The organism is Amycolatopsis minnesotensis (assembly GCF_039529815.1).
GTDB classification, from domain to species: domain Bacteria; phylum Actinomycetota; class Actinomycetes; order Mycobacteriales; family Pseudonocardiaceae; genus Amycolatopsis; species Amycolatopsis minnesotensis.
Window position 1 is genome coordinate 89,719 of sequence record NZ_BAAANN010000031.1, and the last position, 25,964, is coordinate 115,682.

Here is a 25,964-nt window from a genome sequence, read left to right on the forward strand (position 1 = left end):
CAGTGCCCCCTCAAGACGCGCCGGTGTCCGGCGACCCGCCTCCGAGACGGTCGCCGCGGCGGACCCTCGGCTTGGTCGCCGCGGTGCTCGCCGTCGCCGGCGTGGTGGTCGCGGCCCTGCTGACCGGGGTGCGCCACGACGGCCCCGGCGCCGACGAGGTGACCGCCACCGCGACCGACCTCCCGCTGACGGCGACCGGCTACCCGGTGCCGGACGGGGCGATCGTGGTCGCGCCGGGCGGGGACGATCACGCGGCGGGTACCGTCGCGGCTCCCCTGCGCACCGTCGCCGCTGCCTTCTCCCGTGCGCGGCAGGGCTCCACGATCGTGCTCCGCGGCGGCACCTACCGCGAGACGGTCGGCATGGTGAAGAAGCGGATCACGCTCCAGCCCTACCCTGGCGAGAAGGCGTGGCTCAAGGGCACCGTGGTCGTCGGCGGCTGGAAGGCCGACGGCGGGCGCTGGCGGCACGACGGCTGGGACCCGAAGCTGTGCCGCACGTGCTTCCTCAAGGCCATCATCGACTCCGCGCACCCGCTGGCCGGGCTGCCCGACATGGTGTTCGTCGACGGCCGCCCGCTGAAGCAGGTCGACGACGCCGACGACGCCGGGCCCGGGACGTTCTTCGTCGACACCGACGCCAAGGCGCTCGTGCTCGGGGAAAACCCGGCTGGGCGCACCGTCGAGGCCACGAAGTTCGACCGCCTGCTCCAGTTCGACGGCGAGGGCGCGCGCGGCAGCGTCATCCGCGGCGTCGGCATCGCGCAGTACGCCAGCAACCAGGACTACGGGAACCGCGCCGCGATGGTCGTGGCCAACGCCCCGGACGTGACACTGGAGAACACCACCTTCGCCTGGTCTGCTTCCACCGGCGCGCTGATCTCCCAGCCGGGCGGCCGGGTCGTCGGCGGGTCGTTCGTGGACAACGGGCTCGCCGGGCTCGTCGCGAACAAGGCGGACGGGCTGCGGGTGACCGGCGGCCGGTTCGCCGCCAACAACCAGGAGCGGTTCGCGCTGTCCGGCGAGGCGATCGGCGCGGCCGGGGTGAAGGTGACCCACACCAAGCGCCCGGTGATCCTGGACAACGTCTTCGAGGACAACATCGCCTCCGGCTGGTGGTGCGACCTCGGCTGCACCGACGCGGTCGTGGCGCGCAACGTGGCGCGGGCCAACGCGGTCAACGGCCTGTACTACGAGGTGTCCTCGCGCGCGATCATCGCGGGCAACGTGCTGGCGGGGAACCGGGCGCGCGGCCTCAAGGTGTCCAGCTCCGACGGCGTTCGCGTGCACCAGAACACCTTCGACCGCAACGCGCTCGACCTCGGCCTCTACAACGACCCCCGCTCCCCCGACGTCGACCCGTACAGCGCGCAGGCGGGGCTGCGCTGGCTGACCAGCGGCACCGTGCTGGCCAACAACCTGTTCGTGCAGGCCGGTTCCGGGACGCCGTTCGTGGAGTCCGCCGACTACAAGGAGGACCAGAGCGGCAACGCGGCCTTCGTCGCCAGGAGCGACGGGAACGCGTACCTGCGCCCCGGTCCCGGCACCGGCACGCTGCTGACCTGGTCGGTCGGCGCGGGCCGGACAGAGGACTTCCGCACGCTCGCCGAGTTCACCAAGTCCACCGGCCAGGACGCGCACGCGCTGCAGACCGCGCCCGCGGCCGCCATGTTCGCCGACCCGGCCAAGGGCGACTACCGGCTGCGCCCCGGGGTGCCCGGCGTCCACGCGGGGCAGCCGCTGCCGCCCGACATCGCGGCCGCGCTCGGCGTCAAACCCGTCGACGGCCCCGATATCGGCGTGCTCACCGCGCGCGAGCACTCCTGAGCGGAGCGCCCGCGCGACGGCGTCAGTTGATCGCCAGTTGATCGTCAGTTGATCGTCGAGGTCGGCGAGGAGGCCACCGTGCCGTCGGCGTCGGTCGCCTTGATCCGGTAGGTCCCGCCGGTCACCTGGCGGTCGGTGAAGCTCAGCTTCGGCAGCTCCCACGGCCGCGAACGCTGCGTCACGGTGTAGATCGGCTCCGCGGTGCCGGTGCGGAACACCTGGTAGGTCACGTCCGAGTTCTGCGCGTCCCAGGTGCTCCCCCAGCTGATCACCGGGTTGCCGTTGTTCTTGGACAGCGACGGCGCCTTCATCAGCGCCTGCTGCGGGCCGTTGTTCACCGCGCCGGGCACCCCGCGCGCGGCGAACCGGGTCAGGCTCTGCTGCGGCTTCCCGCTGACCGTGGTGAACTCACCGCCGACGACCACGTACTGGCTGTTCGAATCGATCGCCCACGGGCCGTCCTTCCAGACGCTGGTGTCCGGCCCGCCGTTGGTGTTCGGGAACCACGGCAGCATCTCGGGGACGGGGTCGCCAACGCGGACCATGTTGCTGTTCACCGTCGCCTTGCCGGTCGCGGCCGCCGATTCGGCCACCAGCCGGTAGTAGGCGGGCCTGCTGTCCGGGTTCCCGTTGATCGCGACGCAGTCGTGGGTGTGCGAAGCGCTGTACACCACGCCGTTGCTGACCGTGACCGCCTGCGTGTCGCCGTAGCACCCGTCGAACCACTTCGGCAGGCCCGTCGCGATGTCGACCGCGGTCCTGCCTTCGAGCCGGGTCGACCCGCCCGCGTAGTCGTAGGCACCGAAGTAGGCGACGCCGTTGCCGTCGGTCTCGATGTCCGTGACGGTCTCGGTGCCCGGGGTCTTCAGGCCCCACGCCACGTTCACGCCGCTCGTCGCGTCGACGGCGGTGATGCCGTGGCGGCGGGTGCCGTTGACGGTGTCGAACGCGCCGCCGACGAGCACGCGGCCCTGCGCGGGCGCGGCCAGCAGGGTGAACACCTCGGCGTCGACGGCCGGCGCCCACGGCTTCAGCGCGCCGTCGAGGCCGACCGCGGCGAGCCGGGTGCGGGGCGTGCCGTTCACGGCGTTGAACCCACCGCCGAGGTAGACGGTGTCCGGGGTGACCGAGATGCCCCTGATCCGGCCCGCGACGGTGGGCTTGAAGTTCGGGTCGAGCGCGCCCGACGCGGTGTCGAACCGCGCGACGCGCGAGCGCCACTGCCCGTCGACCTTGTCGAAGTCGCCGACCACGTAGACGCTCTTGCCGTCGGGAGAGCCCTTGATGCGGAACACCGAGTCGCAGATCCACGCCGAGGTCCCGGTCTGCGTGCAGTACGGGCCGGGGTTGTTCGTCACCGTGGTGCTCGCCGACACGATCGGCGCCCACGGCAGCAGCGCACCGGTGGTCAGGTCGAAGGCCAGCAGGTTGTGCCGGACGACCTCGCCCGCTCCGCCGGGAGCGACACCGGCGGGGCGCGCCTTCGTGAAGCGGCCGCCCGCGTAGACGGTGTTGCCGACGACCGCGACCGAGAACACGATCCCGTCGGTCTGCGGGGTGGGCAGCGCGCCCGCGGTGACCGTGCTGGGCAGCGGGACGGCGGCGAGGGTGCTCGGGAGCGGAACGGCCGCCAGCGCCGGGGTCGACGAGAGCGACACGGCGAGGGAGGCGGCCGCCATCACGGTGACCGTCGTGCTCGCCCGCCTTCGCGCAGAAGACATGGGAGTTCCTTCGTATCGGTGGGGATTGGGGAGGGGAGGGAGAAAACGCGGTGAGCGGGGCCCACCGACCGGCGAGTGCTACTCGTCGGGGCTCTTGTTGCGGGGCGCCCTGCGGACCAGGCGCGTCGCCAGCGCCTCGTACGCGTCGGCCACGCTTTCCCAGTCGTACCGGTCGAGCGTGCCGAGCTGCGCGCGACCGCGGCCGCGGGTGCCTTCCGGATCGGCTTCGGCGGCCTCGCACAGCGCCGCGAGATCGGCCGCGGATCCGAAGAACCGGCCGTGCTCGCCGAGCACCTCCCGGTTGAAGTTCACGTCGAACGCCGAGGTCGCGGTGCCGGCCCCCATCGCGCGCAGCAGCGACGGGTTCGTGCCCCCGACCGAATGGCCGTGGACGTAGGTCAGCGCGTTGCCGTAGAGCTGGTCGAGCTGGAGCTGGTCCCAGACGCCGCCGAGCAGCCGCACCGCGCCGTCGGTCCCGGCGAGCGAGCGGATCTTGCGGGTGTAAGCGTCGGCGTACGGTGCCGACCCGACCACCACCAGCGGGAGTTTCGCGGCACTGGCCCGGTACCCCTCGACCGCGAGGTCCACGTGGTTCTCCGGCTCGAACCTGGCGACCACGAGGTGGTAGCCCCCGGGAGCCAGTCCCAGTTCGGCGATCCGGTCCTGCCCGACTTCACCCAGTTTCGGCGCCCCGTACGGAATGTAGTCGGTCGACACCGAAAAGCGTTCCGAATAGTAGTCCTGAATACCGCGCGCGTCCGCGATCAGCGCGTCCGACCAGCGCACGGCCAGTGATTCCGCGGCGCGGTAGTAGCGGCGGCCGGCTCCATTCCACTTGGCGCGCTTCCATTCGAGCCCGTCGACGTGGGTCACCACCGGAATTCGCCACAGCCGCAGCAGCGGCAGCAACGGTGCGTTGGCGGCGTTGAACACGAAGGCGACATCGGGTTTCCTGGTGCGGGCGTCGCGCACCGACAACGCGGTATGACTCAGCGTTTCCAGGGTTTTCCGGCGCATCGCGGGCAAGGTGATCAAGGTCATGCCCAGGTGGTCCGACGGCGGCTCCTCGGTGTCGCCCTCGGCCCGCCGACAATAGACAACCACTTCGTGGCCGCGTTTCGCGAGTCGTTGACCAACCTCTTCGACGCAGGTTTCGAAACCGCCGTACCGCGCGGGAACCCCACGCGTGCCCATCATCGAAATTCGCATCGTCACCGATCAGGTCGCTCGCGGTCAAAACGGGCACCGGGACACCGTGGGGGTCGGCGCCCTGCGTGTGATTCACCGCATCGTATTATGCACACCTGAGGCCGCCGCTACTCCGTTCGCGGGGATTGCCCCCGCGGCTAACGAGGGTTACCCCCGTTGACCGGCCGAGGAACGGACGGCACGGTGAAAGGAGCCGGGAAACTGACCAGCGTGGCCCGTGCACCGATCGGCATCGACGGCACCCGTGCCGAGGCGAAGCCCACCTGGCCGGTGTGGTGCGTACTCGCCCTGGTGCTGGCCAGCGACTTCAAGTTCCGGCTCCGCGCCAACGACCAGGCCGTCTCCGGCAACGCCGACCCGTTCGTGCTGCTCGAGATCGCGCTGTACGCGGTGGTGGCGTGCTTCCTGTTCGTGCGGTTCCGGCCCGCGGTCCGGACCAGGCGCGGCGATCTGCTCACCTGGCTCGCCTACGCCTACGCGATCGTGCTCGCCGGCTCCGCCCTGTACTCCCCCTACTTCCAGCTCGCGCTCGTTCGCGCGGCGCAGGTCATCGTCGTGCTCGCGCTGGCGCGCTCGATCGCACGGCACTGCGACGAGGGTGCGCCCCACCGGATCGCGCACGCGTACGCGGTGCTGATGGCCGCGTCGGTGTGCTTCGGCTTCGTCGTGCGCTTTCCCCAACTGCCGACACAGAAGGGCCGGTTCACCTGGCTCTACGTGCACCCGGTGCAGGCAGGCGCGATGCTCGCGGTCGCGACGGTGCTGATGGCGGGGTACGCGATCACCACCGGCCTCGATCGCGCCGGCCCGCGCTGGCGGCTGCCGGTGTACGCCGCGCTGTTCGCGGTGTGCGCCGCCGGTCTCGTCGCGACCAAGACGCGCGGCGCGGTGCTCGGCGCGATCGTCGGCGTGCTGGTGCTGGTCTGGACCCGGTGGCGCGGCCAGCGCAAGGTCGAGGTCGGCGTGGTGGGCGCGGTCGCGCTGATCGCGGTCGCGCTCACCACCTCCTCGGCGATCGAGGACTTCTTCGCGCGCGGTGAGTCCGCGGCCCGCCTCGCTTCGCTGAACTCGCGCACCAATCTCTGGGGCTTCGCGTTCGAACGGTTCGCCGAACACCCCCTCTACGGTTTCGGCCTCACCTCGTCGCGAGGGCTGTTCCTCGAACAGATCGGGCTCGGCGGCGGGCACAACGCGCTCGTCAACCTGCTGGTGGACACCGGGCTGCTCGGCGCGCTCGGGTGGGTCGCGCTGCTGGGGTGCATGCTGCTGGCCGCGCACCGCCTGCGGCGCCACGGCGCGCCGTCGGCCGATCGCACGATCCTGCTCGCGCTGCTGTTCGCGCTGCTCGCGAACTCCGTGTTCGTCGAAGGGCTCGGTGCGCCCGCGAACGTCCTGTGCACCTGGCTCTTCGTGATGGTGGCCTGGCTTTCGCTGGCCGGAAGGACGACCGCATGACCGCGCGGCGCACGGCGCTGATGGCGCACGGCTCGGCCGAGCTGTACGGCTCGGACCGGGTCTTCCTCGAATCGGTGACCGCGCTGGCCGAGGACGGCTGGGACGTGGTGGCCACCGTCCCGGTCACGGGCCCGCTCGTCGCCGAACTGGAACGCGCCGGCGCGCGGGTCTCGGTGTGCCCGGCGCCGGTGCTGCGCAAGGAAGCGTTGCGGCCGTCGGGTTTCGCACGTCTGCTCGGGCTCGCGAGGCGGTCCTCCGGCCCGATGTGGCACCTGCTCCGCGTGATCGACCCCGACGTCGTCTACGTCAACACGGTGACGGTCCCGCTGTGGCTCGCGATGGCCCGCGCGCGCCGGATCCCGGTGGTGGCGCACGTCCACGAGGCGGAGGACGGCGTCGCCAAACCGGTGCGCGTCGGGCTCGCCGCGCCCCTGCTCGCCGCCGACCGCGTGGTGGTGAACAGCAAGGCCACCGCCGAAGTGGTGCGTAACTCACTGCGACGGCTCAGCGGGCGGAGCACGCTCGTCTACAACGGCGTGCGCGGGCCCGGCTCACCGGTCGCCCCCGCGGCCGCGCCACAGGGTCCGGTGCGGCTCCTCCTCGTCGGGCGGATCTCCCCGCGCAAGGGCACCGACATCGCGGTGGCAGCGCTCGCACTGCTGCGCGCCCGCGGCCACGACGTCACGCTCGACCTCGTCGGATCGGTGTTCCCCGGCTGGGAATGGTTCGAGCGGCAGGTGCGCGAAGCGGCGCTGGCCGCCGGATGCGACACCGCGGTGCGGTGGCGCGGGTTCCGCGCCGAGGTGTGGCAGTCCTATGCGGACGCCGATCTCGCGCTGGTGCCCTCGCGGATCGAACCCTTCGGCAACACCGCGATCGAAGCACAGCTCGCCGGCGTGCCGGTGGTGGTCTCGGACGCACACGGGCTGCCGGAAACCGTCGAGGACGGCCGGTGGGGCCCGGTGACCGCGGCGGGCGACGCCGCCGCGCTCGCCGACGCGATCGAGGAGGTGCTCTCCGACTGGGCCGCCACCGCGACCCGCGCGGACAAGGCCCGCGAGGCCGCGGCCGAAAGGTTCTCCCCGGAGCGGTACCGGCGCGAGATCCGCACCGTCGTCGAAGCGACCGCCCGCCGCCGGACCTGACCGGCGGCACCGCCGTCGTATCGCTTGGACGGCACCGCCGTCGCACCCGATTGACGGCACCGCCGTCGTACCGATTGACGGCACCGCCGTCGTACCCGATTGACGGCACCGCCGTCGTCAGTAGGCGCCCGCGCCGCCGATCACCGCGCGCACGGTCTTCCAGAGGATCACCACGTCGAGCGCGAGCGACCAGTCCTCGACGTAGCGGAGGTCGAGGCGGATGCTCTCCGCCCAGCTGAGATCACTGCGCCCGCTGACCTGCCACAGCCCGGTCACCCCCGGCTTCACCAGCAGGCGGCGGCGCGCGTCGCGCTCGTAGCTCTCGGTCTCCTCCGGCAACGGGGGCCGGGGGCCCACCAGCGACATGTGTCCACTGAGGACGTTGAACAGCTGCGGCAGCTCGTCGAGCGAGTAGCGGCGCAGTACCGAACCGACCCTCGTCACGCGCGGATCCTTGCGCATCTTGAACAGCGGGCCCGCGCCTTCGTTGGCCTGCACCAGTTTCGAGCGCACCTTGTCCGCGTCGCGCACCATGGTCCGGAACTTGAGCATGGTGAACGTGTCGCCGTCACGGCCGACGCGGCGCTGCCGGTAGATCGCGGGGCCGCGGCCGCCGAGCTTGATCGCGAGCGCGATCAGCAGCAGCAGCGGGGACAGCGCGAGGAGCAGCGCCGCCGAAACCACCCTGTCCACGACGGCCTTGACGAACCGGCGGCCGCCGGTGAACTTCGGCGCGGTGACCCGGAGCAGCGGCATCCCGAACACGCCGGAGACGTTGAGCCGGGGACCGGCCACCTCCATCAGCACCGGTGCGACGACGAGTTCCGCCTTGGTGCCTTCGAGGTCCCATGCGAGCTGCTGCAGGCGTTTCGGCGTCCAGTACTGGTCCGCGGTCACGGCGACGACGCGGTAGCCGCCACGGCGCACGTGGTCGGCGAGCTCGCCGAGCCGCCCGACCACCGGGACGCCGCCGACCTCGCCGTTGCCCGCGGCACCCGCGGAGCCGTCGCCGGTGCACACGGCCTCCACCCGCCAGCCCACGTGCGACTCGAGCTTCGTGCGGGCGATCAGGTCGCCGACGGTGCCGGGGTCGCCCGCCGCCATCACGGGGAGCAGGCAGCGGCCGCGGCGGCGCCGGTGGTGCAGCACGCGGCGCAGGACGTACCGCTGCGGGAAGGCGAGCGCGGCGATCACGGGCACCACGACGAACACCCACGGCTGCACGTCGAGCGCGCCGAAGAGGAGTCCGCCCAGTGCGACGAGCACGGCAGCGGCGACCAGTCCCCTGCCGAGGCGGCGGAACTCCTCCGCGCCCTCACCGAGGAGCTGCTGGTGCCACGCGCGGTTGGCAGGAAGCGCGATCATGACGGCGAGCGCGGTGCCGAGCGCGTGCAGGTGGTCGAAGGCGAGCCCGTCGATGATGACGGCGCTGGCCAGTATGACGACGACGGTCGCGGCGAGGTCGCTCGCGATGACCCAGGCGCGGTAGCGGCCCTCCCACGCGGTGGACGGCGTCCGATCGGATCCAGTGGCCCGTCGTGGCGATGGCGACGGCGACGGCGATGCCGGGGCGGGTGGGAGGTCGAGGTGCGCGACGGGTTCCTCCGTCGTCAGGGGCCGCACCGACTCTTCCATCGGACCTCCCAGATCCTTGGCTCGGTGACGCATCAGGACAGTTGCGTCGTGGCACGGGTTCGCGGTCATGCGGTAAGACGGGTGGCGCGGTGCTGCGGTTGTGCGTGCCGTTCGCGAAAACGGCGGTGGTGGGTTCACTGTTTCGTCCGGGCTGTTCGGAACGGCCGCCGAAGTAGCCGGGTTCGACTCCGCGCATGGCAACGCAGAGTAACCAACCCCGGTATACGTTCAGTAGTCAACAGCGTGATACATGCGGTGGTATCGGTCCCTCTGACGACAGCGTTACAAACGCTCTGCGAGCGGTTTTATGGCGTGTCTACGGGAACATCCAGGTCCTGTTCACCTCATTCAGATAACAAACGAGTGACAAAGGGTGAGCGTTGACTTCGGGCAAACAGCTACCGTATGTAGCTGGTAATTCAGTCACGTTGCCGCGTGGCGGCATCCGCTGCCCCGGCCGGACGCCCGCCGCCGCGCAACCGGCCCCACTTCCTCCACTGTGGACCTCGGGCCCGGCCCGTGGCGTCCACAGTGGATATCCCCACCTGATCACCCATCTGCCGGTTCGACCACCACCCAAAGTGGAAATCCGGTCGTGACCTCGCCCACACCGACCAAAGGTCTGGACCGCAATGCTCACGTCACCCACAAAAACACACCCGGGCGAAGCATCGAACCGGGAACGACACACTCGGGCGAGTTCGCCACTGAATGTGCCCGGCCGACCGGAAGCTCCCGCCAGGACGGGCCGGGGGGGATCCCCGGGAAGCACAAAGGCGGCTTGCGTCCGCGTGTTCCGCAGACACAAGCCGCCTTTGCTGTCGCGTGGGCGATACTGGGATCGAACCAGTGACCCCTTCGGTGTGAACGAAGTGCTCTCCCGCTGAGCTAATCGCCCTCGCTGGTACGAGTCAGGACTCTACCGGACCCGTTTTCGGGCCTGGCAAACGGGTGGTTCATCGGCGCGCACGATCCGCACACGGCCCGCCACGCTGCGAACAAGTACGAGCTAGCGAAGGTTCTGCGCGCACACGCGCGTGCCCGTTCGCGCGCGAGTGTGGGAGACACGCGTGCAACATCCGCCTGACGGTGCTATCGCATGGCAGCCGAACCCGCCAGTATGGAGATCGGGAGCTCCTCAGCAGGGGCGAGCTCGGGGGCTCGCGAGACAGGGGTGATGATGGTCTGGGGCGGTCGCAGTGAGCCCATAAGAGTGATCTGCGGCAAAGTCGCGAGCGAATCGGCGGCGTGGCGCGTCTCACCAGCAGAACTCGGTCAACCTGGGCCGTGAAGGGAGACGAAGGGTACGACGATGCGCAACGATCACGTTACGCTCCGCTCGACGGCGGTCTTCGACCTGCTGGCGCCTCGGACGCCGGCCGTTCCGGTCAAGGTGGAGCTCCGATACGACACCCGCGACCCGTACGCGGTGGTCGCGGCCTTCCGCACCGGCCGCGCGGGCTGGGTCGAGTGGGTATACGCACGAGACCTGCTCGCGGACGGGCTGCTCGCCGACGCCGGTGACGGGGACGTCCGGATCCGCCCGTCCGTCGAGGACCCGGAGTCGGTCCTGATCGAACTGAACTCGCCATCGGGCCACGCGATGTTCGAAGCCTCAGCCCAGGAGCTCGCCGACTTCCTCGACCGGACCTACGACGTCGTGCTGCCGGGCAACGAGCACCTGTGGGTCGACGTCGACGACGCGCTCACCCACCTCATCCCGAACGATTTGAGCTGATGTTCGGCCTGGCGACACGGAACAGCCACCCCCCTGTGACCGCCCGATCCGGCGTCCGATATGGTTTTGCCACACCACGACGACGGGGAACGAACACCAGGTCGGAACCCGGAAATCGCGGAGTGCGGACGTAGCGCAGCTGGTAGCGCATCACCTTGCCAAGGTGAGGGTCGCGGGTTCGAGTCCCGTCGTCCGCTCGGGAGGCCTTCTCGGGCCTTGCACGGTGGAGTGGCCGAGAGGCGAGGCAACGGCCTGCAAAGCCGTGTACACGGGTTCGAATCCCGTCTCCACCTCGCGCGATTAGCTCAGCGGGAGAGCGCTTCCCTGACACGGAAGAGGTCACTGGTTCAATCCCAGTATCGCGCACACTCTGGTTCATGGTGTTCAGGCCCTCAGCTTCGCTGGGGGCCTTTCCCGTGTTCGTGTGCTGTCGCCCCCGAGGGGGCCGAGCCCCCGGACCCTCACGGTGCGGTGGCTCCCGACCCGGCGTGGTCCTCGACCAGCCAGGTCGCGTGCGTGTGCGCTCCTTTGTGGAAGGTGAAGTCGTCAACGGCCATGCCATCCCCGACTGGACGCGCCAACGCTGGGCACGGAAGTTCTTACGCTGCAACGGCCCGCCCGCAGGGGTGCAGAACACGAAGGGGTGACGATGGCTGTCCATCAGCTCTTCGTAGAACACCGCGATGCTCGGCGGCAGCTCCACCGTCCTGGCCCCTGCCGGGGTCTTCGTTCTACCGCGACGCCCTTTCTTGCCTCGCCGCGGTGTTGGTGCGACCGGCGTCACATCCGGAGGAGCGTCCGCTGAGCGAACCGGTGTAGGCGTTCATCAGGCACAGCGTGAACCCGCCAGGATCTGTACTGGGCTCGCCACGAACTTGTCGAACTCGTACTCGCCGGAGGTCACCCGAACGCCATGGCACGGGTTGGCGGGGATCTTGCGGGCGCGAACGGCGGCGGTCATGAAGGTGGAGATCGTCGCCACCGTCGACTCGGCATAGTCCTCATGCAACTCCGAGTCCCATTTCTTAATCCCCACGTACCGCTGAAGATCCCAACCAGCGGCCACGCCCCACTGCGGCAGCAGATGATTGTCCAGAAGGGACCGATACTTCGCGACCATGTTCCCCTCCAACCGAGACGAGACCGCATCGAGAGATTCCTCGACGAAGATCTCGAACCGTGTCTCACCGTCTCGCGGGTCCAGCCACAAATTCCGCCGGATCAACGCTTCCTGCTCGACGCCCCACTCCTCGGCCGCCTTCTCCGACGCCTCGGCAAAGGGCGCCTCGGTGAGCGGCAGCAGCCGCGACGTCGCCGCGTACGAGGCACGCGAACTCGGGATCACTCCGATCGTCGGCTTCGAATTCGACGCGACGCCCCTCGCCGGGCGTTTCGACTCCTTTCGCGCACTGATGGGCAAGCCGGTCCAGCCGACCTCGACGCGGTCTCGCACCCGCCGGAGAAGGAAACCTGCGCTTCCCAGTCACACGCACCGAACCGCTCGAAAAGGCGATCAAGGCCCTCACAGAACTGGAAGACGACCGCACCCCCAGAGGCAAGCTCGTCATCACGATCCCGTGACCACGCGACCCGCATGACTGCACATCAAACCAATCATCGGAAGGTAAATCATGTCCTTCGTCCGTTTCTTCGACACCGACACCATGACCACTTTTCTCAGGCGATTCCCACTCGGCAGGGTACTCATTTCGTTGTCCGCGGCGGGCGCCATTATCGGGCCCGTATATATTCGACTGGAACGAAACCCACATCCACAACCCGACCTGGCCGCCCCACGCCAATTCCACAACGCCCAGGCCATGAGCATGGGCGCCGGGCTCGGCCTCGCGCGCCTCTACCACCTGTGGCAACCGGGCCGGTCACGTGAGTCGCTGCAGAGCGCGGCGATCATCGGCGGCTGCCCTGCGGCCCGGCGGTGGCGTTCGTGAGGCTGGTGGTAAGCGCGTGCTGGAGCGCGTCGGCGGTCCGATCGGGGTGAAAGGGCAGGCTCACGATCTCGGCGCCGAGCGTGTCGCCGGCGGGCAGCGGTGTGGGGCGCCGTCACCCGGTGCGCGGTTGTCACCATGCTGCCGACGGTTTCATGATCGAGGTATGACGCGGAAAACGACGGGCAGGACTCCGTTCGACGAGATATACGACCGTCCTGATCCGCGAGCGTTCTTCAGCGACCTCGGCCGGTTCGGTTATCAGACTCCGCACCACGCTCAGCCCGTCTTCCGCGGGCTGGTGGCGGCACGAGCGCGGTCAGGGCCGGTGACGGTCGTGGACCTGTGCTGCTCCTATGGCATCAATGCCGCACTGCTCAACCACCGGCTGACCTTCGAGGATCTCCACGCTCACTACACCGCACCGGAGGTCACCGAACTGGAGACCGCCGAACTCGTCGAGTACGACAAGGACTTCTACGCCGCCCGGCGCCGTGCTGATGCCGTGCCTGTGATCGGCGTGGACATCGCCGCGCCCGCGATCGACTACGCGTTGGCCGCCGGTCTGCTCGACGCCGGGTTCGCCGAGAACCTCGAGACCGGCGCCGCGTCCGAGGGCCTCCTGCGGGCCGTGAGGACGGCCAGCCTGATCACCGTGACCGGGGGTGCGAGTTTTCTCGGCCCCCGCACCTTCCACCAACTGCTGCGGGCGTCCAGCACACTGCCGTGGGTGGCCGCGTTCGTCCTGCGCACTGGCTCCTACCAGCCCATCGCCACCACACTGGCCGAACACGGACTGACCACCAGTGCCGACACGGAGCGCACCTTCGTGCAACGGCGGTTCACCGACGCCGACGAGCAGCGTTACGCCATCGCCGCCGTGACAGCGGCCGGAGCCGACCCCGCTGGGAAAGAGGCCGAGGGCAGCTACCACACCGCCCTGTATCTGTCACAGCCGCAGCAAGGCCTCGCGCCCACGAGCCCAGCCACGCCTGATGAGGCCCCCAGGTGAACAAGGCCGGTCGGTGAGCTTGAAGGGCCCGACCTCGACCGCTGCCACCCAGAAGGTCCGGTGCTGCGAGGGTATTTCGACCAACGACGTTCGGCCCGCGGGTGCCGCACCACCGAGGCACGCGCCCTGGCGCAGTTCGCTCGGCGGCGACACCCGCATCGCCTTCGTGCACGGGGTACGTCCCTGGCGGTTAGTCCACGATTCGCTGTAGCGTCTGTTCTTGTCGATAAGGGTTGTCCTGGAAGCGCTTGGTCAGCAGTCGGCGCGCGTATGGGGTCGCGTCATCGACGGTCGGTGGCAGCAAGTCCAGGCGCTCATAGCCGACGCGATCGTCGTCCTCGTAGACGATCGCTTCAGCGCGCACCACAGCTGAAGAGACCTCATCAAGGCCGTCCAGGACGATGAGCATGGGCCACTTCAACATCAGCTTCGTTCTCGGTGGCACTGATCGGGTCGGACCGCCACAGCGCGGAATCGGCGGGCCCGGCGGCGGCGTTCCTTCGGGCGAGCGCGGATCATGGCGACGGTGAGAGCTCTGTGTGCTGATCACCGCATGATCGAGCATTGATGAGTCGGGAGTTCAGAGCCCGTCACGTTCACACTCTTTCATTCGGGTGCGGGTCGGCTTCACGTTTGGCTTCGCGACAAGGTGGGTGCGCGGAAGCGAACTCGGGGTGGCGGCAGGTGATTCCGTCTGGCGGCGATACGTCCACGGGCTCCGCCGATTCATCAGGCCTCGGGCGTTGACAGATCCGTTGCGCGGCCAGCGCCGGATGCCGTTGCGAGTAGCTGCGCGGGGCCGGTGGGGAGAGCAGGGTGTTCTGGGCGGCGAGGGTGGCGGTGACGGCGCCGATCATGTGCTGCGGCTCGGGGCTTCCTAGGCGGCGGCGCTCGCGTCGATCTCGGGGTGCTCGCCGACGCCGGATTTCACAACAAGCTTTGCGGAACATCTATTGCGCAAGAGTTGTTGCACATGTCAGGCTCGTTGGCATGGCAGAAGACGATGTTCGACAGGTGACGGACTCGAGGGTGCTCGCGGCGATGGCCCATCCGTTGCGCCGGCGCCTACTGGACGTGCTGACGGTGCACGGCCCGGCGACGGCGACCATGATCGCCGAACGGACCGGCCAAACGGTGGCGAACGTCAGCCACCACCTGCGGGTGTTGCACGGCAGCGGCCTGCTCGAAGAGGCCCCTGAGCTGGCCCGCGATCGCAAGCAGCGGTGGTGGCGGCGGACCTCGGCCAGCCTGCGATGGTCAAGCCACGACTTCACGCGCGATCCGGCGGACACCGCCATTGCCGAGGCCGCTCAATCCCTGAACCTCGATCGGCACACGAACCTCGTGCGCACCTGGCTGGCCGCGGGCGAGGATGAGCGTGCGCGCTGGGGTGACTCAGCCTTCTCCACTGACCGATGGCTACACCTCACGCCCGATGAACTCCGGCAGTGTGCCGCTGAGATCACCGGCGTCCTCGACCGATGGGCGGGGCGCCGTGTCCCCGGCGACGGGCGGCAGCGCTCCCCCGTGTTCGTGTTCGCCCATGGCGTGCCCGCGCGGCCGTGAACGGCGGCAGCATCACGGCCGCACGCCGTTCACCTCGTCGTCGGGGCACCGTGTTCGGCCACCGCGACTTCCGGTTGCTGTGGATCGGTGAGACCACCAGCTCGCTCGGTGCGAACATCAGCCGGCTCACCGCGCCGATCATCGCCGTCGGAACCTTGCGGGCCGACACGTTCACGGTCAGCGTGCTGGCCGCGATGGGCTGGCTTCCCTGGCTGGTCATCGGCCTGCCCGCCGGCGCGTGGGTCGACCGCCTCGCACGCCGTCCCCTGATGATCGTCTGCAATCTCGTCTCCGCGTCGGTACTGCTCACCGTTCCGGTCGCGGTCTTGGCGGGTGCGTTGACCATCGGCCATCTGCTGGTGGTCACGGTGCTGACCGGCACGGCCACCGTGTTCTTCCAGACCGCGTACCAGGTTTACCTGCCCTCGGTGGTGAACGCGGCGGACTTTCCCGCGGCCAACTCGGCCCTGCAGGGCAGCGAATCGGTCACGCGAATCGCGGGCCCGAGCCTGGCCGGCCTGCTCACCCAGGTCGCCGGCGCCGTGACCGGCCTCGTCGCGGACGCGGCCAGCTTCCTCGTCTCCACCGCCTGCCTGGTGTTCAACCGAGCCGAGGACCGCCCCAGCGGTGACGCCGACCGCACCCGCGCTTTGCGCCGCGAGATCTCCGAGGGCCTGCGCTTCGTCGCAGCCGACCCCTACCTGCGAGTGCTCACCGTGTTCGGCGCGACCAGCAATCTCGTGCTCACCGGGCAATCCACCATCCTGATCGTGTTCCTCACCCGCGAAATGAACCTCGGCCCGGCAACGGTCGGGCTACTCGTCTCCGGCACCAGTGTGGGCGGTGCGCTCGGGGCAGCCGGTGCGGGATTCCTCGCCCGCCGCCTGGGAACCGCCCGCGCCCTGCTGTTCGCCGAACTCGGTGCGGCCCCGTTCGCGCTGCTCACCCCGATGGCGGGCCGAGGCGCGGGACTGCTGTGCGTACTGGTGGGCGGCGCCGGAGTCGGTGCGGGCATCGTCATCGGCAACGTCCTCAAGAACAGCTTCCGCCAAACCTATACACCTCGGCACCTGCAGGGACGCGTCCTCGTCACGATGCAGTTCCTCAACTACGGCACCATCCCGCTGGGCACCGTGCTCTCCGGGGTACTCGGTACGACCCTCGGGCTTCGTCCAACATTGTGGGTCACCGCGGCCGGACTCGTTCTCGCCTCCCTCGTCCTGTTGACCGGACCGATCCGCCGCCACCGCGACCTCCCCACCAGCGAAGCCCACCACGGTCAGTGAGCGGGCAAAGGTCACCGACGATGGCGAACTCGTCGTAGCTGGCGGGGCCGTCGAGCACCTTGATGGTGGTTCGTACGCGCTCCAGGTGGGCGGCTGCGACCTGTTGCTGACCCATCAGGTCGTCGCGTGGGCTGAGCGCCGAGCCCAGCTCCTCGACCTACTGGGTATTTCCGCATCCTGCCGTGGCGGACAATCGGCCCCGGTTCGTCCAAACGCGACACGAGGAGATGGCGGCGTTCGCGGCCGTCGGCTACGCCAAGTTCAGCGGTAATGCCGGGGTGTGCCGGTGGTCGCATCGTCGGGCAGACCGCGCGCAGCGCGATGGGCGGCAGCTACCAGCAGGAGATTGACCTCCAGGCGCTGCTGAAGGATGTCGCGAGCGAGTACCTGGTCGAGGTCAACGTCGCCGAGCAACTGCCGAAGTTCGAGGAGTCGCAGGCACTGCCGGAGTGTCCTATGCGGACTTCGCGCGCAGCATCGGTCTCGGCGGGATCGCGGTCGACGACCCGGACAAGCTCGGCGACGCCTGGGGTGTCGCCCTCGCCGCGGACGTGCCGACCGTGCTCGACGTCCGCGGCGACCCCGAGGTACCGCCGATCCCGCCGCACGCGACCTTCGACCAGATCAAGTCCATGACCCAGGCGGTGCTCAAGGGCGACCCGAACGCGTGGCACCTGCTCACCGAAGGGATCAAGACCAAGGCGCGGGACATCCTGCCGTCGCGCCGATAGCCCACTACGGCGAAGCTGAGCGCTCAGCACCGGGCTTGCGCCGCGACCCGCAGATCGGCCAGGAAGTCACGGTAAGCGGTCTCGCGGTCGGGAGCGCGCAGCACCGCCGATGGGTGCATGGTCGCTACGAAACGGGCCTCGTGGCCGGTGTCAGCGGTGGGCAGGTCCAGCAGGCGGCCGCGTTCCTGCGTGATCTTGAACGAGGTGCCGAGCAGCGACTGTGCCGCGGTGGCGCCGAGGAAGATCACCAGTTCCGGTCTGGTGGCACCGATTTCCGCGAACAGCCAGGCCCGACGAAGGGTCTCCCCGCGCGGTCCTCCGCATCGCCCGGCTGCTCACCGATCATCATCGCCGCCGCGTTGCGCGGCCCCGCACCGAACACCGTCTGGGTGGCGTCCACGTACAACGCGCAACCACGGCAGTTCGCGGCGGCGGACGCCAGCCTGGTCAGGCTCCGGCCGCCGGGCACGTAAGATCCGGCGCCCTCGGGCTTGTTCACGTTTCCGCGAGTGCTTCACGCACCGATGTCAGGCCGGTGTAATCCCGTTCCGGAAGCATCCCGAGACAGCCGAGCAAGTCGTCGCCCGCACCTTGGGACGCGGCGTATCGGAGAAGTTCCCCCCGGTCGCACGGATACCTGAGACCTTCCAGGCCGGTTCGTAACTGCTCCTCGTCGAAATCCGTCATGAGCACCTCCTCGGCCAGCGGTCGCGGGCCACGGTGAAGGGTTCCCGCATCGCCGAACCTCACACACCGATCGTCTCGTCGCCGCGCAACCGCCGGCGGGCTGTTGCTGGCAGGCGAAATCTCCAGCGCGCCGGTCATCAGGGAACTCGTGCCCCACCGGGACCACACCATCGTCGTCCGCTGACCGGTATCCGGCCAGGTGCTTTCCGTGGGCCGAGACTCTCCCGATGCTGCTGTGTTTCTCGGTGGCGGACCGCGGTTCGGCGGTCTGCTCGGCCAAGCGGTCTTCGTCGGCCCCGCCGCGCCACGGCCACGGAGAACACGCTTTCGGCTCAAGCCAAAGGACTCCGTTTACCCGCGGGAACGCCGGGTAGTCCACAGAAAGGCCATTAAGGCCATTAAGGCCATTGCGGAAAGGAACTCCATGAAGGCGTTGACCTGGCAGGGAAAGCGTGATGTCCGGGTGGACGAGGTACCGGATCCGGTGCTGCGGGACCCGGACGACGTGATCGTGCGGATCACCTCGAGCGGCCTGTGCGGCTCGGACCTGCACCTCTACGAAGTGCTGGGCCCGTTCCTCGAGCCCGGTGACATCCTCGGCCACGAACCAATGGGTGTCATCGAGGAAATCGGTTCCGGGGTGAGCGCGGTACGGCCGGGAGACCGGGTCGTGGTGCCGTTCAACGTCTCCTGCGGCACCTGCTTCATGTGCGGGCTGGGCCTGCATTCGCAATGCGAAACCAGTCAGGTGCGCGACCAGGGCATGGGCGGCTCGCTGTTCGGCTACACGAAACTGTACGGCCAGGTTCCCGGCGGCCAGGCCGAGTACCTCCGCGTGCCCTACGGGAACAAGCTGCCCATCAAAGTGCCCGATGGCCCGGAGGACGATCGGTACGTCTTCCTCTCCGACGTCCTCCCCACCGCTTGGCAAGGTGTCGAGTACGCGGACGTCCCGCGGGGCGGGAGCGTGGTCGTGCTGGGACTGGGACCGATCGGGGACATGGCGGCGCGGATCGCGCTGCACCGCGGCGCGGGCAAGGTCATCGGCGTGGACCGGGTACCCGAACGGCTCGACCGCGCGCGCAGCCGGGGCGTCGAGACGATCGACCTCGCCGACCACGACGACGATCTCGCCGACGCGATCCGGGACCGCACCGACGGCAGGGGCCCGGATTCGGTGATCGACGCGGTCGGGATGGAGGCGCACGGCTCGCCCGTGGGAAAGATCGCACAGCAGATCGCCGGTCTGCTGCCCGACGCGTTGTCGGAAAAACTCATGCGAACCGCCGGCGTCGACCGCATGCACGCGCTCTACCAGGCGATCGACATCGTCCGACGCGGTGGCACGATCTCACTCTCCGGGGTGTACGGCGGAATGGCGGACCCGCTGCCGATGCTGACGATCTTCGACAAGCAGATCCGCCTGCACACCGGGCAGGCCAACGTGCACCGCTGGGTCCGGGACCTGCTGCCCCTGCTCAGCGACGACGATCCGCTCGGCGTCGACACCTTCGCCACCCACCACGTACCGCTCACCGACGCCCCGGCCGCCTACGAAATGTTCCAGAAGAAGGAAGACGGCGCGATCAAAGTGCTTTTCCGCCCCTGAACACCCGTGTGACCATTCCGGAATCGGCACCGAAAAGGCTATGGCCACCGATACGGACATCGTGCCATCCTGCCGAGCGGTGGCCTCGATGTCCTGAAACTATCCCGGATCGCTTGCTCTTACCCAATACGAACCCACGGTAGTGTCGGTAAAACCGCCGTCCACGGGACGCCGCGTCGCACTTCCGGGTGCCCGGCACACCAGCGCACCACCCGGATCGGCGCTCATCGCGGTTCCGCTCGCCGCGGCGACCCGGCGACAGCTCACTGCCCTCGTCGCACATTCGGGCGTAGAACTGCTTCTCCTGATCTTCCTGACCACGCGTAGCACGGCCAGGAGAACCGATCAGAATGCCCGAACGAGTGAGCGCACCGAGGACGGAGATGATTTCGAGCGCGATCTATGAGTAGCGTGATCGACAGCCGGCGCCCAGTCTCACCTCGGACTTCGGTTTCGAACATGCCACGCTGCCATAGAGAGGATCGGCCCATGTCGACCATTCGCCGGGCCATCGGCGTCACCATCGCGAGTGTGCCCGTCGTCCTGTTCGCGGCCGGCACCGCGAGCGCCAGTTCCGGCCCGGACACGGCGTTCACCGACTCCGGCTCGGTCGCCGGAGCCGGTGGCGCGGGTAGCTATCACACCTCGTCGGGCACGCGTGACGGCGCGACCTGGAGCGAAGACAAGTTCACCTTCGCCGGTCTCGGCGGAGCCCACGTCCATCATCGAGGGGCGGGGGAATCCCGGGAGCACGACACGGTTCACGGCTCTCGCGCGCACTACGACCAGTCGCGCGAGAGCGGGTCCCACCCGACTTCGTCGTGGTACCACGATGATTCCACCGCCGCGGCGCAGCACGAGAACGGAAGCGCGGTCACCTTGCCGGCGACTCTGCCGCCTCACTGAGCCGTGTCCGGTGGCGTGGCGCGACCTTCCTGGCCCACGCCACCGGGCACATCCGTGTCAGTAGGCACGAACCGCCTCTGCGACGGTGGCGGCGAACGCTTGTTTCGATCGCGGGTACGAGACGATCGCCGGGTTACCATCGGAGGTGGACCGCGAACGGACACGGGGAATCGACGCCGGATCGAAGGCCGTCGAATACGGGACGGCGCGGATCCGCCCCTACCAGGAATACCCCGGCGTAGGAGTACCCGGCACCTTGCGGGGATCGCGTTTCTGATCGCCGCGTCCTCTTCGGCGACAGCGGTGACGGCCGTCGCTGCCGGGGCGGTGCGCGTATTCGATGTCGGTGGAGACCGTTGCCGGGCCCGGCGATCCGCTGAGGACAGGGGACGGCTGGAGCATCGAACGCGGTGCGGTTCCCGCGGCCGGGCCGGGGGGACGAGCAAGACGGCGAGGGCGAAGCGGGCGAGTGCGCGCATGCGCGCACAGTGCTGGCGCGACCGGGCAAGGAGCGCGCCGCCGGCCCGGTCGTGTACGCGATCTTCGTTGGCACATCAGTGTTTTAGCTGTTCAGCGGCGCGCACTCGGCATCGGCGGGGCACGGTCCGGTGATCCTCGCTCGCGGCGGTTCATCCACCACGTGACGGGTTATTCCTCCGGTCGTGCACCGGTGTCCGATCGATCGTCGCCGCACCATCGCGCGCGATGAAGGAGAAACATGGCAGGGACAACAGGGTTCACCCGCAGGCGCGCGGTCCGCGCGCTGCTCGCGGGCATCGCCGCGGGCGCCTGCACCGCGCCCGGCAGCGAACCGGCCACGGTCGCCGCAGCGCACCACCCAGCCGCCCAGCCGCCCTCGGCGCCTCATCGCGACTCGTTCGCGGAAAGGGTGCACGTGGGTTTCTGCGGTGCCCCCGGCTCGGCCGCGCTCGGGCGGATGACCGGCGACCTCACCGCCGCGGCCGCCGCGCTCCGCCACCAGATCGCGGCCTTCCCTCGGCCCCCGGTGACACCGGTCGTCGAACTCATCGCCACCACGGCGCACGCCAGCCCCGGCCCCGATCGCCGGTACCGCAGCCGTGCCACCGACCAAGTCGTGCGCACTTATCTCGACCAGGCGCGGGCGCTCAAGGGCCTGCTGCTGCTCGACATCCAGCCGGGCGCGGCCGATTTCCTCGACGAGGCCCGCGCCTACGAGCGCTGGCTGTGCGAGCCCGACGTCGGTCTCGCCCTCGATCCCGAATGGGCGGTCGAGCCCGGAGTGGTCCCCGGCCGGAAGTTCGGCCACGTGACAGGTGCCGAACTCGACGGTGTCGCGCGATACCTCAGCGATCTCGCCCGCGAGCGGCAACTGCCCGCCAAAGCGATGATCTACCACCAGCTCACCGCTTCGGTGATACGGCGGGAAGAAGACCTGCGCGAACACCCCGGTGTCACCGCGGTCAAGGTCGTCGACGGGATCGGCGGCCCAGCCGCGAAGAAGGCGACGTGGAAGAACGTCATGGCGACCAAACCCGCACACGTGGCGCCCGGCTTCAAGCTCTTCTTCACCGAGGACACCCGGCATGGCGAGCCGCTCATGACACCGGAGGAGGTGATGGCCTTGACCCCCACCCCGGCCTACGTCGTCTACGAATGAATCGACACCGGAAAATACTCCAGCCAAGAGGAACCAGTTTGAGTGATACCGGAAAACGAACCACGGCAGTTATTATGAGTTTCCTCGAGGTGACGTGACAATCCCCCGGGGATCCCGCCGGGCAAGGGCTGAGACCCTCGCGGGCACGTGTCGACAGCGGTCCCTGTCGGGCGGGATGTGGTACGCCTCCGCTGGAAGTCGCTTCACCTCCAGCCGACGCTCCAGCGGAGGCGTCCGGTCTCGGCGTCGCACACGACCTCCCAGTCTCTCTGGGCGCCGGAGCCGGGAAAGGGGTCCTGGTCGTCTTGGAGCAGACGACCAGGACCCCGCTTCAGATTTCGTCATCGCCGCCGAGCACATCGTCATGCGGAATTCGCTCGTCCACCGCTTTTCGGCCCGACGGGAGCCTTCCGGGAGAGGATCGCTTCCAGCCGGGAAAGGACAACGGGGGCGGCCACGAGCACACCGTCGATACCGGCCGCGAGAGAGAGGAACAGATCCATGCCCGTTCGATTCGCCACGTTTGCCGCCACCGTCGTGGTGGCGAGCATTTTCGCCGCCACCCCGGCTTCCGCCGCTTCGGACACCGTCACGATCACCGCGTCCGAACCACTGACAAATGCCACGACCACGATTTCCGGGACCTACCGCTGCGAAGCAGCCGTCGCACCGCGGGTGGTGTTCGTGAGCACGAGTCTGAGCCAGCACGGCCTCTCCCGGTCGATCGGCAATGGCACACTGGCGACCTGCGACGGTCAGGAGCACAGCTACCTGACCTCGCAGCAGTTCACCGAGTCGCCTTTCCGCAGCGGCCCGGTGACAGCGACCTCGACGCTGCTCTCCTTGCCGACGAAGGGGTTGCCCGTACCAGGATTCCTTGCCACCGCTACCCGGATTCTGACGTGGGGCCAATAGACCATCAACCTCATCGCTTGCTCAGTTATCCCAGATTCAGCGCTGGGAGCCATTCGAAGCCGCCTTCCCGCACCGACTTCCTCCGACACCCGCGAACGTAGTTGTGCTGCGCCGACCCGCCGTCGACCACCGAACCCGACGGGACGGCAGGCGGTGACCAGGTTCGACCCTGCGCTATTGAAGGTCGGGTTGCCTGTCCCCGGCCACCTCGCGGCCGGGAATCACGGGGGCAACCCGGCCCAGGTCCCGTACCGCGCGGTCATGGCATACCCGACGAAGGCGCCCTTCAATCCAATTCGGCGGGCCGTGCGGGGCGAACCGCCGCACAGAGCAATCCGCCAGGTTGTCGTTTCGGCGCGCTCCTCATGGGGAACTACTGGTTGGGGAACTACTGGTGCGGCCCGCGATGGTCCTTCCGTGTCCCGGCCCGGAGATCGCCGCGGGAATCGTGTTGCTGGCTTTGAGTCGACGAGGTGTGAACAACGGTGACGATGTCGATCGACCTTCTCTCCCCCGATGAACTGCGCACCGCACCGGCTTTGCGCGCGTACCTCGGCGCGGTGGCCCGTACCGTCGGTGTCGGCCTGGAATCGTGCACCGTCGATCTCGACGAGCCGGTCTCGGCGTACCTCGCCGTCGACGGGCGCCATCCTCGATTCCCCGACCGCGATGTCGCGCTGCTGTGGGACGAACGGTCGGGCTGGGCCGCCGCGATCGAGCCCCATTCCGGGGAAGACCTGACCGTGCTCACCTACCTCGGTGGCTCCACCTCGGTGCCCACCCCGGACACCGTCGCCCGCTTCACCACCGCGGTGATGTCCGGGCAAACCACGTCCGGGCAACCCGGACCGCCGGACCTGGCAGCCACGAGCCGCGTCAGCCTGCGCACCGAACTGGGCGTGTACACGGTGCCGTACCCGACGCACGCCCGTGTCTGACCTGGCTTGCACGCCGCACCTGGTCGAGCAGCGAGGAGGTGCGGCAGGCTGGTGTCGGCGCCGCGGATCCAGGTGACAACGTTCCAATCAGTGCCTGTCTGGGTAGTTCCCGTGCGACTCGGTCTCCGTGGCGTCTCTCGACCACGGCGGCGATTGTCCGAACAGGGGGTGAAGGTGCCCGAGGAGCAGCGGTGGAGTCGGGACCGCGACCGGTTTCTCGCCGACACGCGGCGAGCGGCGGCCCGGGACGAACAGCCCCGGCGAGATCACGGCGCCCGGTTGGGGCCCTTGGCCCGCGAATTCGCGATGCTGACTTACGCGCTGCTGGACGCCGACACTGTCGGCGAAGTGCTGCAGCAGATCGTGCGCGCGGCACTGAACGTCGTTCCAGGAGCCGACGTCGTATCGGTGACCCTGCGCGATCGGGACGGGACGCTCTACACCCCCGTCGAAACCGACCTCCTGGCCACCGACCTCGACAAGATCCAGTACGACCTCGGCGAAGGTCCCTGCTTCGACGCCGCCGCACCGAACGGGCCCGCGATGGCCTTCAGCAGCGACCTCGCGGCCGAGAGCCGATGGCCTCGCTTCGGCCCCGCGTCGGCGCGACGCGGAGTGAGCGCGGTGGTCTCGACCGCGCTGCTGCCCACCGCGCGCTCGCCTGAGCGCACCGGTGCCCTCAACATCTACTCCCGCTCCCCCGACGGCCTTCCGGGCGATGACCAGGACCTCGCGCTCCTGCTCGCCACCCACGCGTCGCTGGCGCTCGCGCATTCCCAGGCCCTGCGCTTCGCCGACCTGCAAGCCGCACAGCTGCGCAAAGCGATCGACTCCCGCGACGTGATCGGCCAAGCCAAAGGGATCCTCATGGGCAGGCGGGGCATCACCGCCGACCAAGCGTTCGACATCCTCCGCCGCACCTCCCAGGACCTCAACGTCAAACTCGTCGACCTCGCCGAAACCCTCGCTGACCGCCACGACGACCTCGACACGCCCGATACCTGAAACCCTGGGATCGGGAAGGCGGGTCAGGGGATGTCTTGGCCGGTTCGCCTGCGCATGATGAGGATGGCGATGTCGTCGGGTACCGGGTTGCGGCCGACGAGTTCGGTCATGACCTTGGCGCAGACTCGTTCCGGCTGGCCGGCGGTGATGGTCGTGGTGAGCTTGTGCAGGCCCTCGTCGATCGAGCTGCCGCGGCGTTCGACCAGTCCGTCGGTGTACCAGCACAGCAGGGCGCCGAGGGGCAGGGCGATCGTGGTGCTCCTGCGTTCACGCACGGTGAGAGGGAGGCCGATCGGCGGATCCGGGTCCACGGTCACGATCTCGGCGGTGCCCGCCGGGTGGGCCAGCACTGGCGGCAGGTGCCCGGCCAGCGAGACGGTGATCTGGTCGTGCTTGGGATCGAGCACGCCATAGCCGACCGTGGTCATCACGCCGGTTTCGAAGTGCCGGGCCTTGCGATCGAGCTTGGTGAGCACGTCCGCGGGGTCGTGGTAGTCCAGTGCGTAGGCGCGCAGGGCGCTGCGCAGGCGTCCCATCACGATGGCGGCGCCCAGGCCGTTGCCCGCGACGTCGCCGATCACGATGCCGAGCCGGCCGCCGGGCAGCTCGAACTGGTCGTACCAGTCGCCGCCGACGCCGGTGCTGGTGCCGGGCACGTAGCGGGCGGCGAACTCCAGCTCGCCGATGGTGGGAAGGTGCGCGGGGAGCAGGTCGCGCTGCAACGCGGTCGCGGCGGCCCGGTCGGAGGCGGCGTCCTCGAGCTGGACGGCCAGGGCGAGACGGGTGGCGACCATCTCCAGCAGCTCGGTGTCGGTGTCGGTGAACTCCCGCCGGGTCATCGAACCGACATGCAGCACACCGACCAGGTCGTCACCGGCGAGCAGGGGGACGCCGAGCAGGGTACTGAGGCCGCGTTCCCACAGCAGGGGGTTGAGCACCGTGCCGGGACCGACCTGGTCCACCGTCAGCGGGCGGCGGGTGGCCGCGATGGTGCC

General features: G+C 69.1%; 23 protein-coding genes, 4 tRNA genes and 3 pseudogenes. 19 read left to right on the plus strand and 11 right to left on the minus strand.

Annotated elements, in window-relative coordinates; all coding sequences use genetic code 11:
* Window positions 1-2: 2 nt before the first annotated feature.
* The gene (locus tag ABD256_RS32115) at window positions 3-1,826 is read left to right on the plus strand and encodes a right-handed parallel beta-helix repeat-containing protein (protein WP_344427609.1); all 1,824 of its coding nucleotides are present in this window, start codon (window positions 3-5) and stop codon (window positions 1,824-1,826) included.
* Between the two features lie 44 nt (window positions 1,827-1,870).
* Here the strand turns inward: ABD256_RS32115 and ABD256_RS32120 are convergent, their stop codons facing one another.
* Both ABD256_RS32120 and ABD256_RS32125 read right to left on the minus strand, forming a co-directional pair.
* On the minus strand, window positions 1,871-3,547 hold the full coding sequence (locus tag ABD256_RS32120; protein WP_344427611.1) for a delta-60 repeat domain-containing protein: 1,677 nt from the start codon (window positions 3,545-3,547) through the stop codon (window positions 1,871-1,873).
* 78 nt (window positions 3,548-3,625) lie between these two features.
* On the minus strand, window positions 3,626-4,744 hold the full coding sequence (locus ABD256_RS32125) for a DUF1972 domain-containing protein (protein WP_344427614.1): 1,119 nt from the start codon (window positions 4,742-4,744) through the stop codon (window positions 3,626-3,628).
* Between the two features lie 222 nt (window positions 4,745-4,966).
* Between ABD256_RS32125 and ABD256_RS32130 the strand changes: the two genes are divergently transcribed.
* Together ABD256_RS32130 and ABD256_RS32135 are read left to right on the plus strand one after the other, a co-directional pair.
* On the plus strand, window positions 4,967-6,211 hold the full coding sequence (locus ABD256_RS32130) for an O-antigen ligase family protein (RefSeq protein ID WP_344427616.1): 1,245 nt from the start codon (window positions 4,967-4,969) through the stop codon (window positions 6,209-6,211).
* On the plus strand, window positions 6,208-7,356 hold the full coding sequence (locus tag ABD256_RS32135) for a glycosyltransferase family 4 protein (RefSeq protein WP_344427619.1): 1,149 nt from the start codon (window positions 6,208-6,210) through the stop codon (window positions 7,354-7,356). Before ABD256_RS32130 ends, ABD256_RS32135 begins: the two co-directional genes overlap by 4 nt.
* Before the next feature lie 117 nt (window positions 7,357-7,473).
* Here ABD256_RS32135 and ABD256_RS32140 read toward each other — a convergent pair whose 3' ends face one another.
* Window positions 7,474-8,991, minus strand: coding sequence for an exopolysaccharide biosynthesis polyprenyl glycosylphosphotransferase (locus ABD256_RS32140; RefSeq protein ID WP_344427622.1), 1,518 nt, complete (start codon window positions 8,989-8,991; stop codon window positions 7,474-7,476).
* 826 nt (window positions 8,992-9,817) lie between these two features.
* Window positions 9,818-9,889, minus strand: a tRNA-Val gene (locus ABD256_RS32145).
* Window positions 9,890-10,303: 414 nt separating this feature from the next.
* On the opposite strand from ABD256_RS32145, the gene ABD256_RS32150 reads away from it, so the two are divergent.
* The 4 genes from ABD256_RS32150 (at window position 10,304) to ABD256_RS32165 (ending at window position 11,095) form a co-directional block, all read left to right on the plus strand.
* Window positions 10,304-10,729 carry an SsgA family sporulation/cell division regulator gene (locus tag ABD256_RS32150; RefSeq protein WP_020672550.1) on the plus strand — a complete coding sequence of 142 codons (426 nt, stop codon included), beginning with the start codon at window positions 10,304-10,306 and terminating at the stop codon, window positions 10,727-10,729.
* Between the two features lie 124 nt (window positions 10,730-10,853).
* A tRNA-Gly gene (locus tag ABD256_RS32155) sits at window positions 10,854-10,926 on the plus strand.
* Between the two features lie 25 nt (window positions 10,927-10,951).
* A tRNA-Cys gene (locus ABD256_RS32160) sits at window positions 10,952-11,022 on the plus strand.
* 1 nt (window position 11,023) lies between these two features.
* Window positions 11,024-11,095, plus strand: a tRNA-Val gene (locus tag ABD256_RS32165).
* Between the two features lie 460 nt (window positions 11,096-11,555).
* Here ABD256_RS32165 and ABD256_RS32170 read toward each other — a convergent pair.
* Window positions 11,556-12,182 (minus strand): hypothetical protein, encoded by a 627-nt coding sequence (locus tag ABD256_RS32170; RefSeq protein WP_344427636.1) that lies wholly within the window; start codon window positions 12,180-12,182, stop codon window positions 11,556-11,558.
* Between the two features lie 178 nt (window positions 12,183-12,360).
* Here ABD256_RS32170 and ABD256_RS32175 point away from each other — a divergent pair, with 178 nt between their 5' ends.
* Together ABD256_RS32175 and ABD256_RS32180 are read left to right on the plus strand one after the other, a co-directional pair.
* Window positions 12,361-12,678 (plus strand): DUF6640 family protein, encoded by a 318-nt coding sequence (locus ABD256_RS32175; RefSeq protein WP_344427639.1) that lies wholly within the window; start codon window positions 12,361-12,363, stop codon window positions 12,676-12,678.
* 325 nt (window positions 12,679-13,003) lie between these two features.
* On the plus strand, window positions 13,004-13,687 hold the full coding sequence (locus tag ABD256_RS32180; protein ID WP_344427642.1) for a hypothetical protein: 684 nt from the start codon (window positions 13,004-13,006) through the stop codon (window positions 13,685-13,687).
* A gap of 190 nt (window positions 13,688-13,877) precedes the next feature.
* Here ABD256_RS32180 and ABD256_RS32185 read toward each other — a convergent pair whose 3' ends face one another.
* A complete protein-coding gene (locus ABD256_RS32185; protein ID WP_344427644.1) occupies window positions 13,878-14,096 on the minus strand; it encodes a hypothetical protein in 219 nt (72 codons plus the stop codon).
* 605 nt (window positions 14,097-14,701) lie between these two features.
* Here ABD256_RS32185 and ABD256_RS32190 point away from each other — a divergent pair.
* From ABD256_RS32190 to ABD256_RS44525, 3 genes and pseudogenes are all read left to right on the plus strand, one after another.
* The gene (locus ABD256_RS32190) at window positions 14,702-15,253 is read left to right on the plus strand and encodes an ArsR/SmtB family transcription factor (RefSeq protein ID WP_344427646.1); all 552 of its coding nucleotides are present in this window, start codon (window positions 14,702-14,704) and stop codon (window positions 15,251-15,253) included.
* Window positions 15,250-16,539, plus strand: a complete 1,290-nt coding sequence (locus tag ABD256_RS32195; RefSeq protein ID WP_344427648.1) for an MFS transporter — start codon at window positions 15,250-15,252, stop codon at window positions 16,537-16,539. Before ABD256_RS32190 ends, ABD256_RS32195 begins: the two co-directional genes overlap by 4 nt.
* A 185-nt stretch (window positions 16,540-16,724) precedes the next feature.
* Window positions 16,725-16,823, plus strand: a pseudogene (locus tag ABD256_RS44525) (thiamine pyrophosphate-binding protein); the annotation flags it as partial.
* On the opposite strand, the gene ABD256_RS32200 reads toward ABD256_RS44525, so the two are convergent.
* Entirely contained in the window at window positions 16,801-16,953 is a 153-nt protein-coding gene (locus ABD256_RS32200) for a hypothetical protein (RefSeq protein WP_344427688.1), read from the minus strand. The pseudogene ABD256_RS44525 and the gene ABD256_RS32200 sit on opposite strands and share 23 nt — an antisense overlap.
* A 3-nt stretch (window positions 16,954-16,956) precedes the next feature.
* On the opposite strand from ABD256_RS32200, the pseudogene ABD256_RS32205 reads away from it, so the two are divergent.
* Window positions 16,957-17,270: pseudogene (locus ABD256_RS32205) on the plus strand (thiamine pyrophosphate-requiring protein); the annotation flags it as partial.
* A gap of 23 nt (window positions 17,271-17,293) precedes the next feature.
* Here ABD256_RS32205 and ABD256_RS32210 read toward each other — a convergent pair.
* Both ABD256_RS32210 and ABD256_RS32215 read right to left on the minus strand, forming a co-directional pair.
* Window positions 17,294-17,619, minus strand: a pseudogene (locus ABD256_RS32210) (uracil-DNA glycosylase family protein).
* A gap of 146 nt (window positions 17,620-17,765) precedes the next feature.
* Complete coding sequence (locus ABD256_RS32215) at window positions 17,766-18,095, minus strand: DUF2795 domain-containing protein (RefSeq protein WP_344427651.1); 330 nt, start codon at window positions 18,093-18,095, stop codon at window positions 17,766-17,768.
* 286 nt (window positions 18,096-18,381) lie between these two features.
* Here ABD256_RS32215 and ABD256_RS32220 point away from each other — a divergent pair, with 286 nt between their 5' ends.
* The 3 genes from ABD256_RS32220 (at window position 18,382) to ABD256_RS32230 (ending at window position 22,111) form a co-directional block, all read left to right on the plus strand.
* Window positions 18,382-19,566, plus strand: a complete 1,185-nt coding sequence (locus tag ABD256_RS32220; RefSeq protein WP_344427654.1) for an alcohol dehydrogenase catalytic domain-containing protein — start codon at window positions 18,382-18,384, stop codon at window positions 19,564-19,566.
* 489 nt (window positions 19,567-20,055) lie between these two features.
* A complete protein-coding gene (locus tag ABD256_RS32225; RefSeq protein ID WP_344427657.1) occupies window positions 20,056-20,472 on the plus strand; it encodes a hypothetical protein in 417 nt (138 codons plus the stop codon).
* A gap of 718 nt (window positions 20,473-21,190) precedes the next feature.
* Complete coding sequence (locus ABD256_RS32230) at window positions 21,191-22,111, plus strand: hypothetical protein (protein ID WP_344427659.1); 921 nt, start codon at window positions 21,191-21,193, stop codon at window positions 22,109-22,111.
* Between the two features lie 362 nt (window positions 22,112-22,473).
* Here the strand turns inward: ABD256_RS32230 and ABD256_RS32235 are convergent, their stop codons facing one another.
* Window positions 22,474-22,710 (minus strand): hypothetical protein, encoded by a 237-nt coding sequence (locus tag ABD256_RS32235; RefSeq protein ID WP_344427691.1) that lies wholly within the window; start codon window positions 22,708-22,710, stop codon window positions 22,474-22,476.
* On the opposite strand from ABD256_RS32235, the gene ABD256_RS32240 reads away from it, so the two are divergent.
* From ABD256_RS32240 to ABD256_RS32250, 3 genes are all read left to right on the plus strand, one after another.
* Window positions 22,613-23,026, plus strand: a complete 414-nt coding sequence (locus ABD256_RS32240; protein ID WP_344427662.1) for a DUF6299 family protein — start codon at window positions 22,613-22,615, stop codon at window positions 23,024-23,026. The two genes, ABD256_RS32235 and ABD256_RS32240, sit on opposite strands and share 98 nt — an antisense overlap.
* Before the next feature lie 491 nt (window positions 23,027-23,517).
* A complete protein-coding gene (locus ABD256_RS32245) occupies window positions 23,518-23,964 on the plus strand; it encodes a DUF6292 family protein (RefSeq protein ID WP_344427665.1) in 447 nt (148 codons plus the stop codon).
* Window positions 23,965-24,138: 174 nt separating this feature from the next.
* Complete coding sequence (locus ABD256_RS32250; protein WP_344427668.1) at window positions 24,139-24,969, plus strand: ANTAR domain-containing protein; 831 nt, start codon at window positions 24,139-24,141, stop codon at window positions 24,967-24,969.
* Between the two features lie 23 nt (window positions 24,970-24,992).
* Here ABD256_RS32250 and ABD256_RS32255 read toward each other — a convergent pair.
* On the minus strand, window positions 24,993-25,964 hold a 972-nt coding region (locus tag ABD256_RS32255; protein ID WP_344427671.1), incomplete at its 5' end, for a PP2C family protein-serine/threonine phosphatase.

What these genes read in the sequence shown, in the direction of transcription:
- ABD256_RS32120 (WP_344427611.1), bottom strand. Translation starts at nt 3,547, where the DNA reads ATGTCTTCTGCGCGAAGGCGGGCGAGCACGACGGTCACCGTGATGGCG.
- ABD256_RS32125 (WP_344427614.1), bottom strand. Translation starts at nt 4,744, where the DNA reads ATGATGGGCACGCGTGGGGTTCCCGCGCGGTACGGCGGTTTCGAAACC.
- ABD256_RS32135 (WP_344427619.1), top strand. Translation starts at nt 6,208, where the DNA reads ATGACCGCGCGGCGCACGGCGCTGATGGCGCACGGCTCGGCCGAGCTG.
- ABD256_RS32140 (WP_344427622.1), bottom strand. Translation starts at nt 8,991, where the DNA reads ATGGAAGAGTCGGTGCGGCCCCTGACGACGGAGGAACCCGTCGCGCAC.
- ABD256_RS32150 (WP_020672550.1), top strand. Translation starts at nt 10,304, where the DNA reads ATGCGCAACGATCACGTTACGCTCCGCTCGACGGCGGTCTTCGACCTG.
- ABD256_RS32175 (WP_344427639.1), top strand. Translation starts at nt 12,361, where the DNA reads ATGTCCTTCGTCCGTTTCTTCGACACCGACACCATGACCACTTTTCTC.
- ABD256_RS32185 (WP_344427644.1), bottom strand. Translation starts at nt 14,096, where the DNA reads ATGCTCATCGTCCTGGACGGCCTTGATGAGGTCTCTTCAGCTGTGGTG.
- ABD256_RS32215 (WP_344427651.1), bottom strand. Translation starts at nt 18,095, where the DNA reads ATGACCGGCGCGCTGGAGATTTCGCCTGCCAGCAACAGCCCGCCGGCG.
- ABD256_RS32220 (WP_344427654.1), top strand. Translation starts at nt 18,382, where the DNA reads ATGAAGGCGTTGACCTGGCAGGGAAAGCGTGATGTCCGGGTGGACGAG.
- ABD256_RS32225 (WP_344427657.1), top strand. Translation starts at nt 20,056, where the DNA reads ATGTCGACCATTCGCCGGGCCATCGGCGTCACCATCGCGAGTGTGCCC.
- ABD256_RS32230 (WP_344427659.1), top strand. Translation starts at nt 21,191, where the DNA reads ATGGCAGGGACAACAGGGTTCACCCGCAGGCGCGCGGTCCGCGCGCTG.
- ABD256_RS32240 (WP_344427662.1), top strand. Translation starts at nt 22,613, where the DNA reads ATGCCCGTTCGATTCGCCACGTTTGCCGCCACCGTCGTGGTGGCGAGC.
- ABD256_RS32245 (WP_344427665.1), top strand. Translation starts at nt 23,518, where the DNA reads ATGTCGATCGACCTTCTCTCCCCCGATGAACTGCGCACCGCACCGGCT.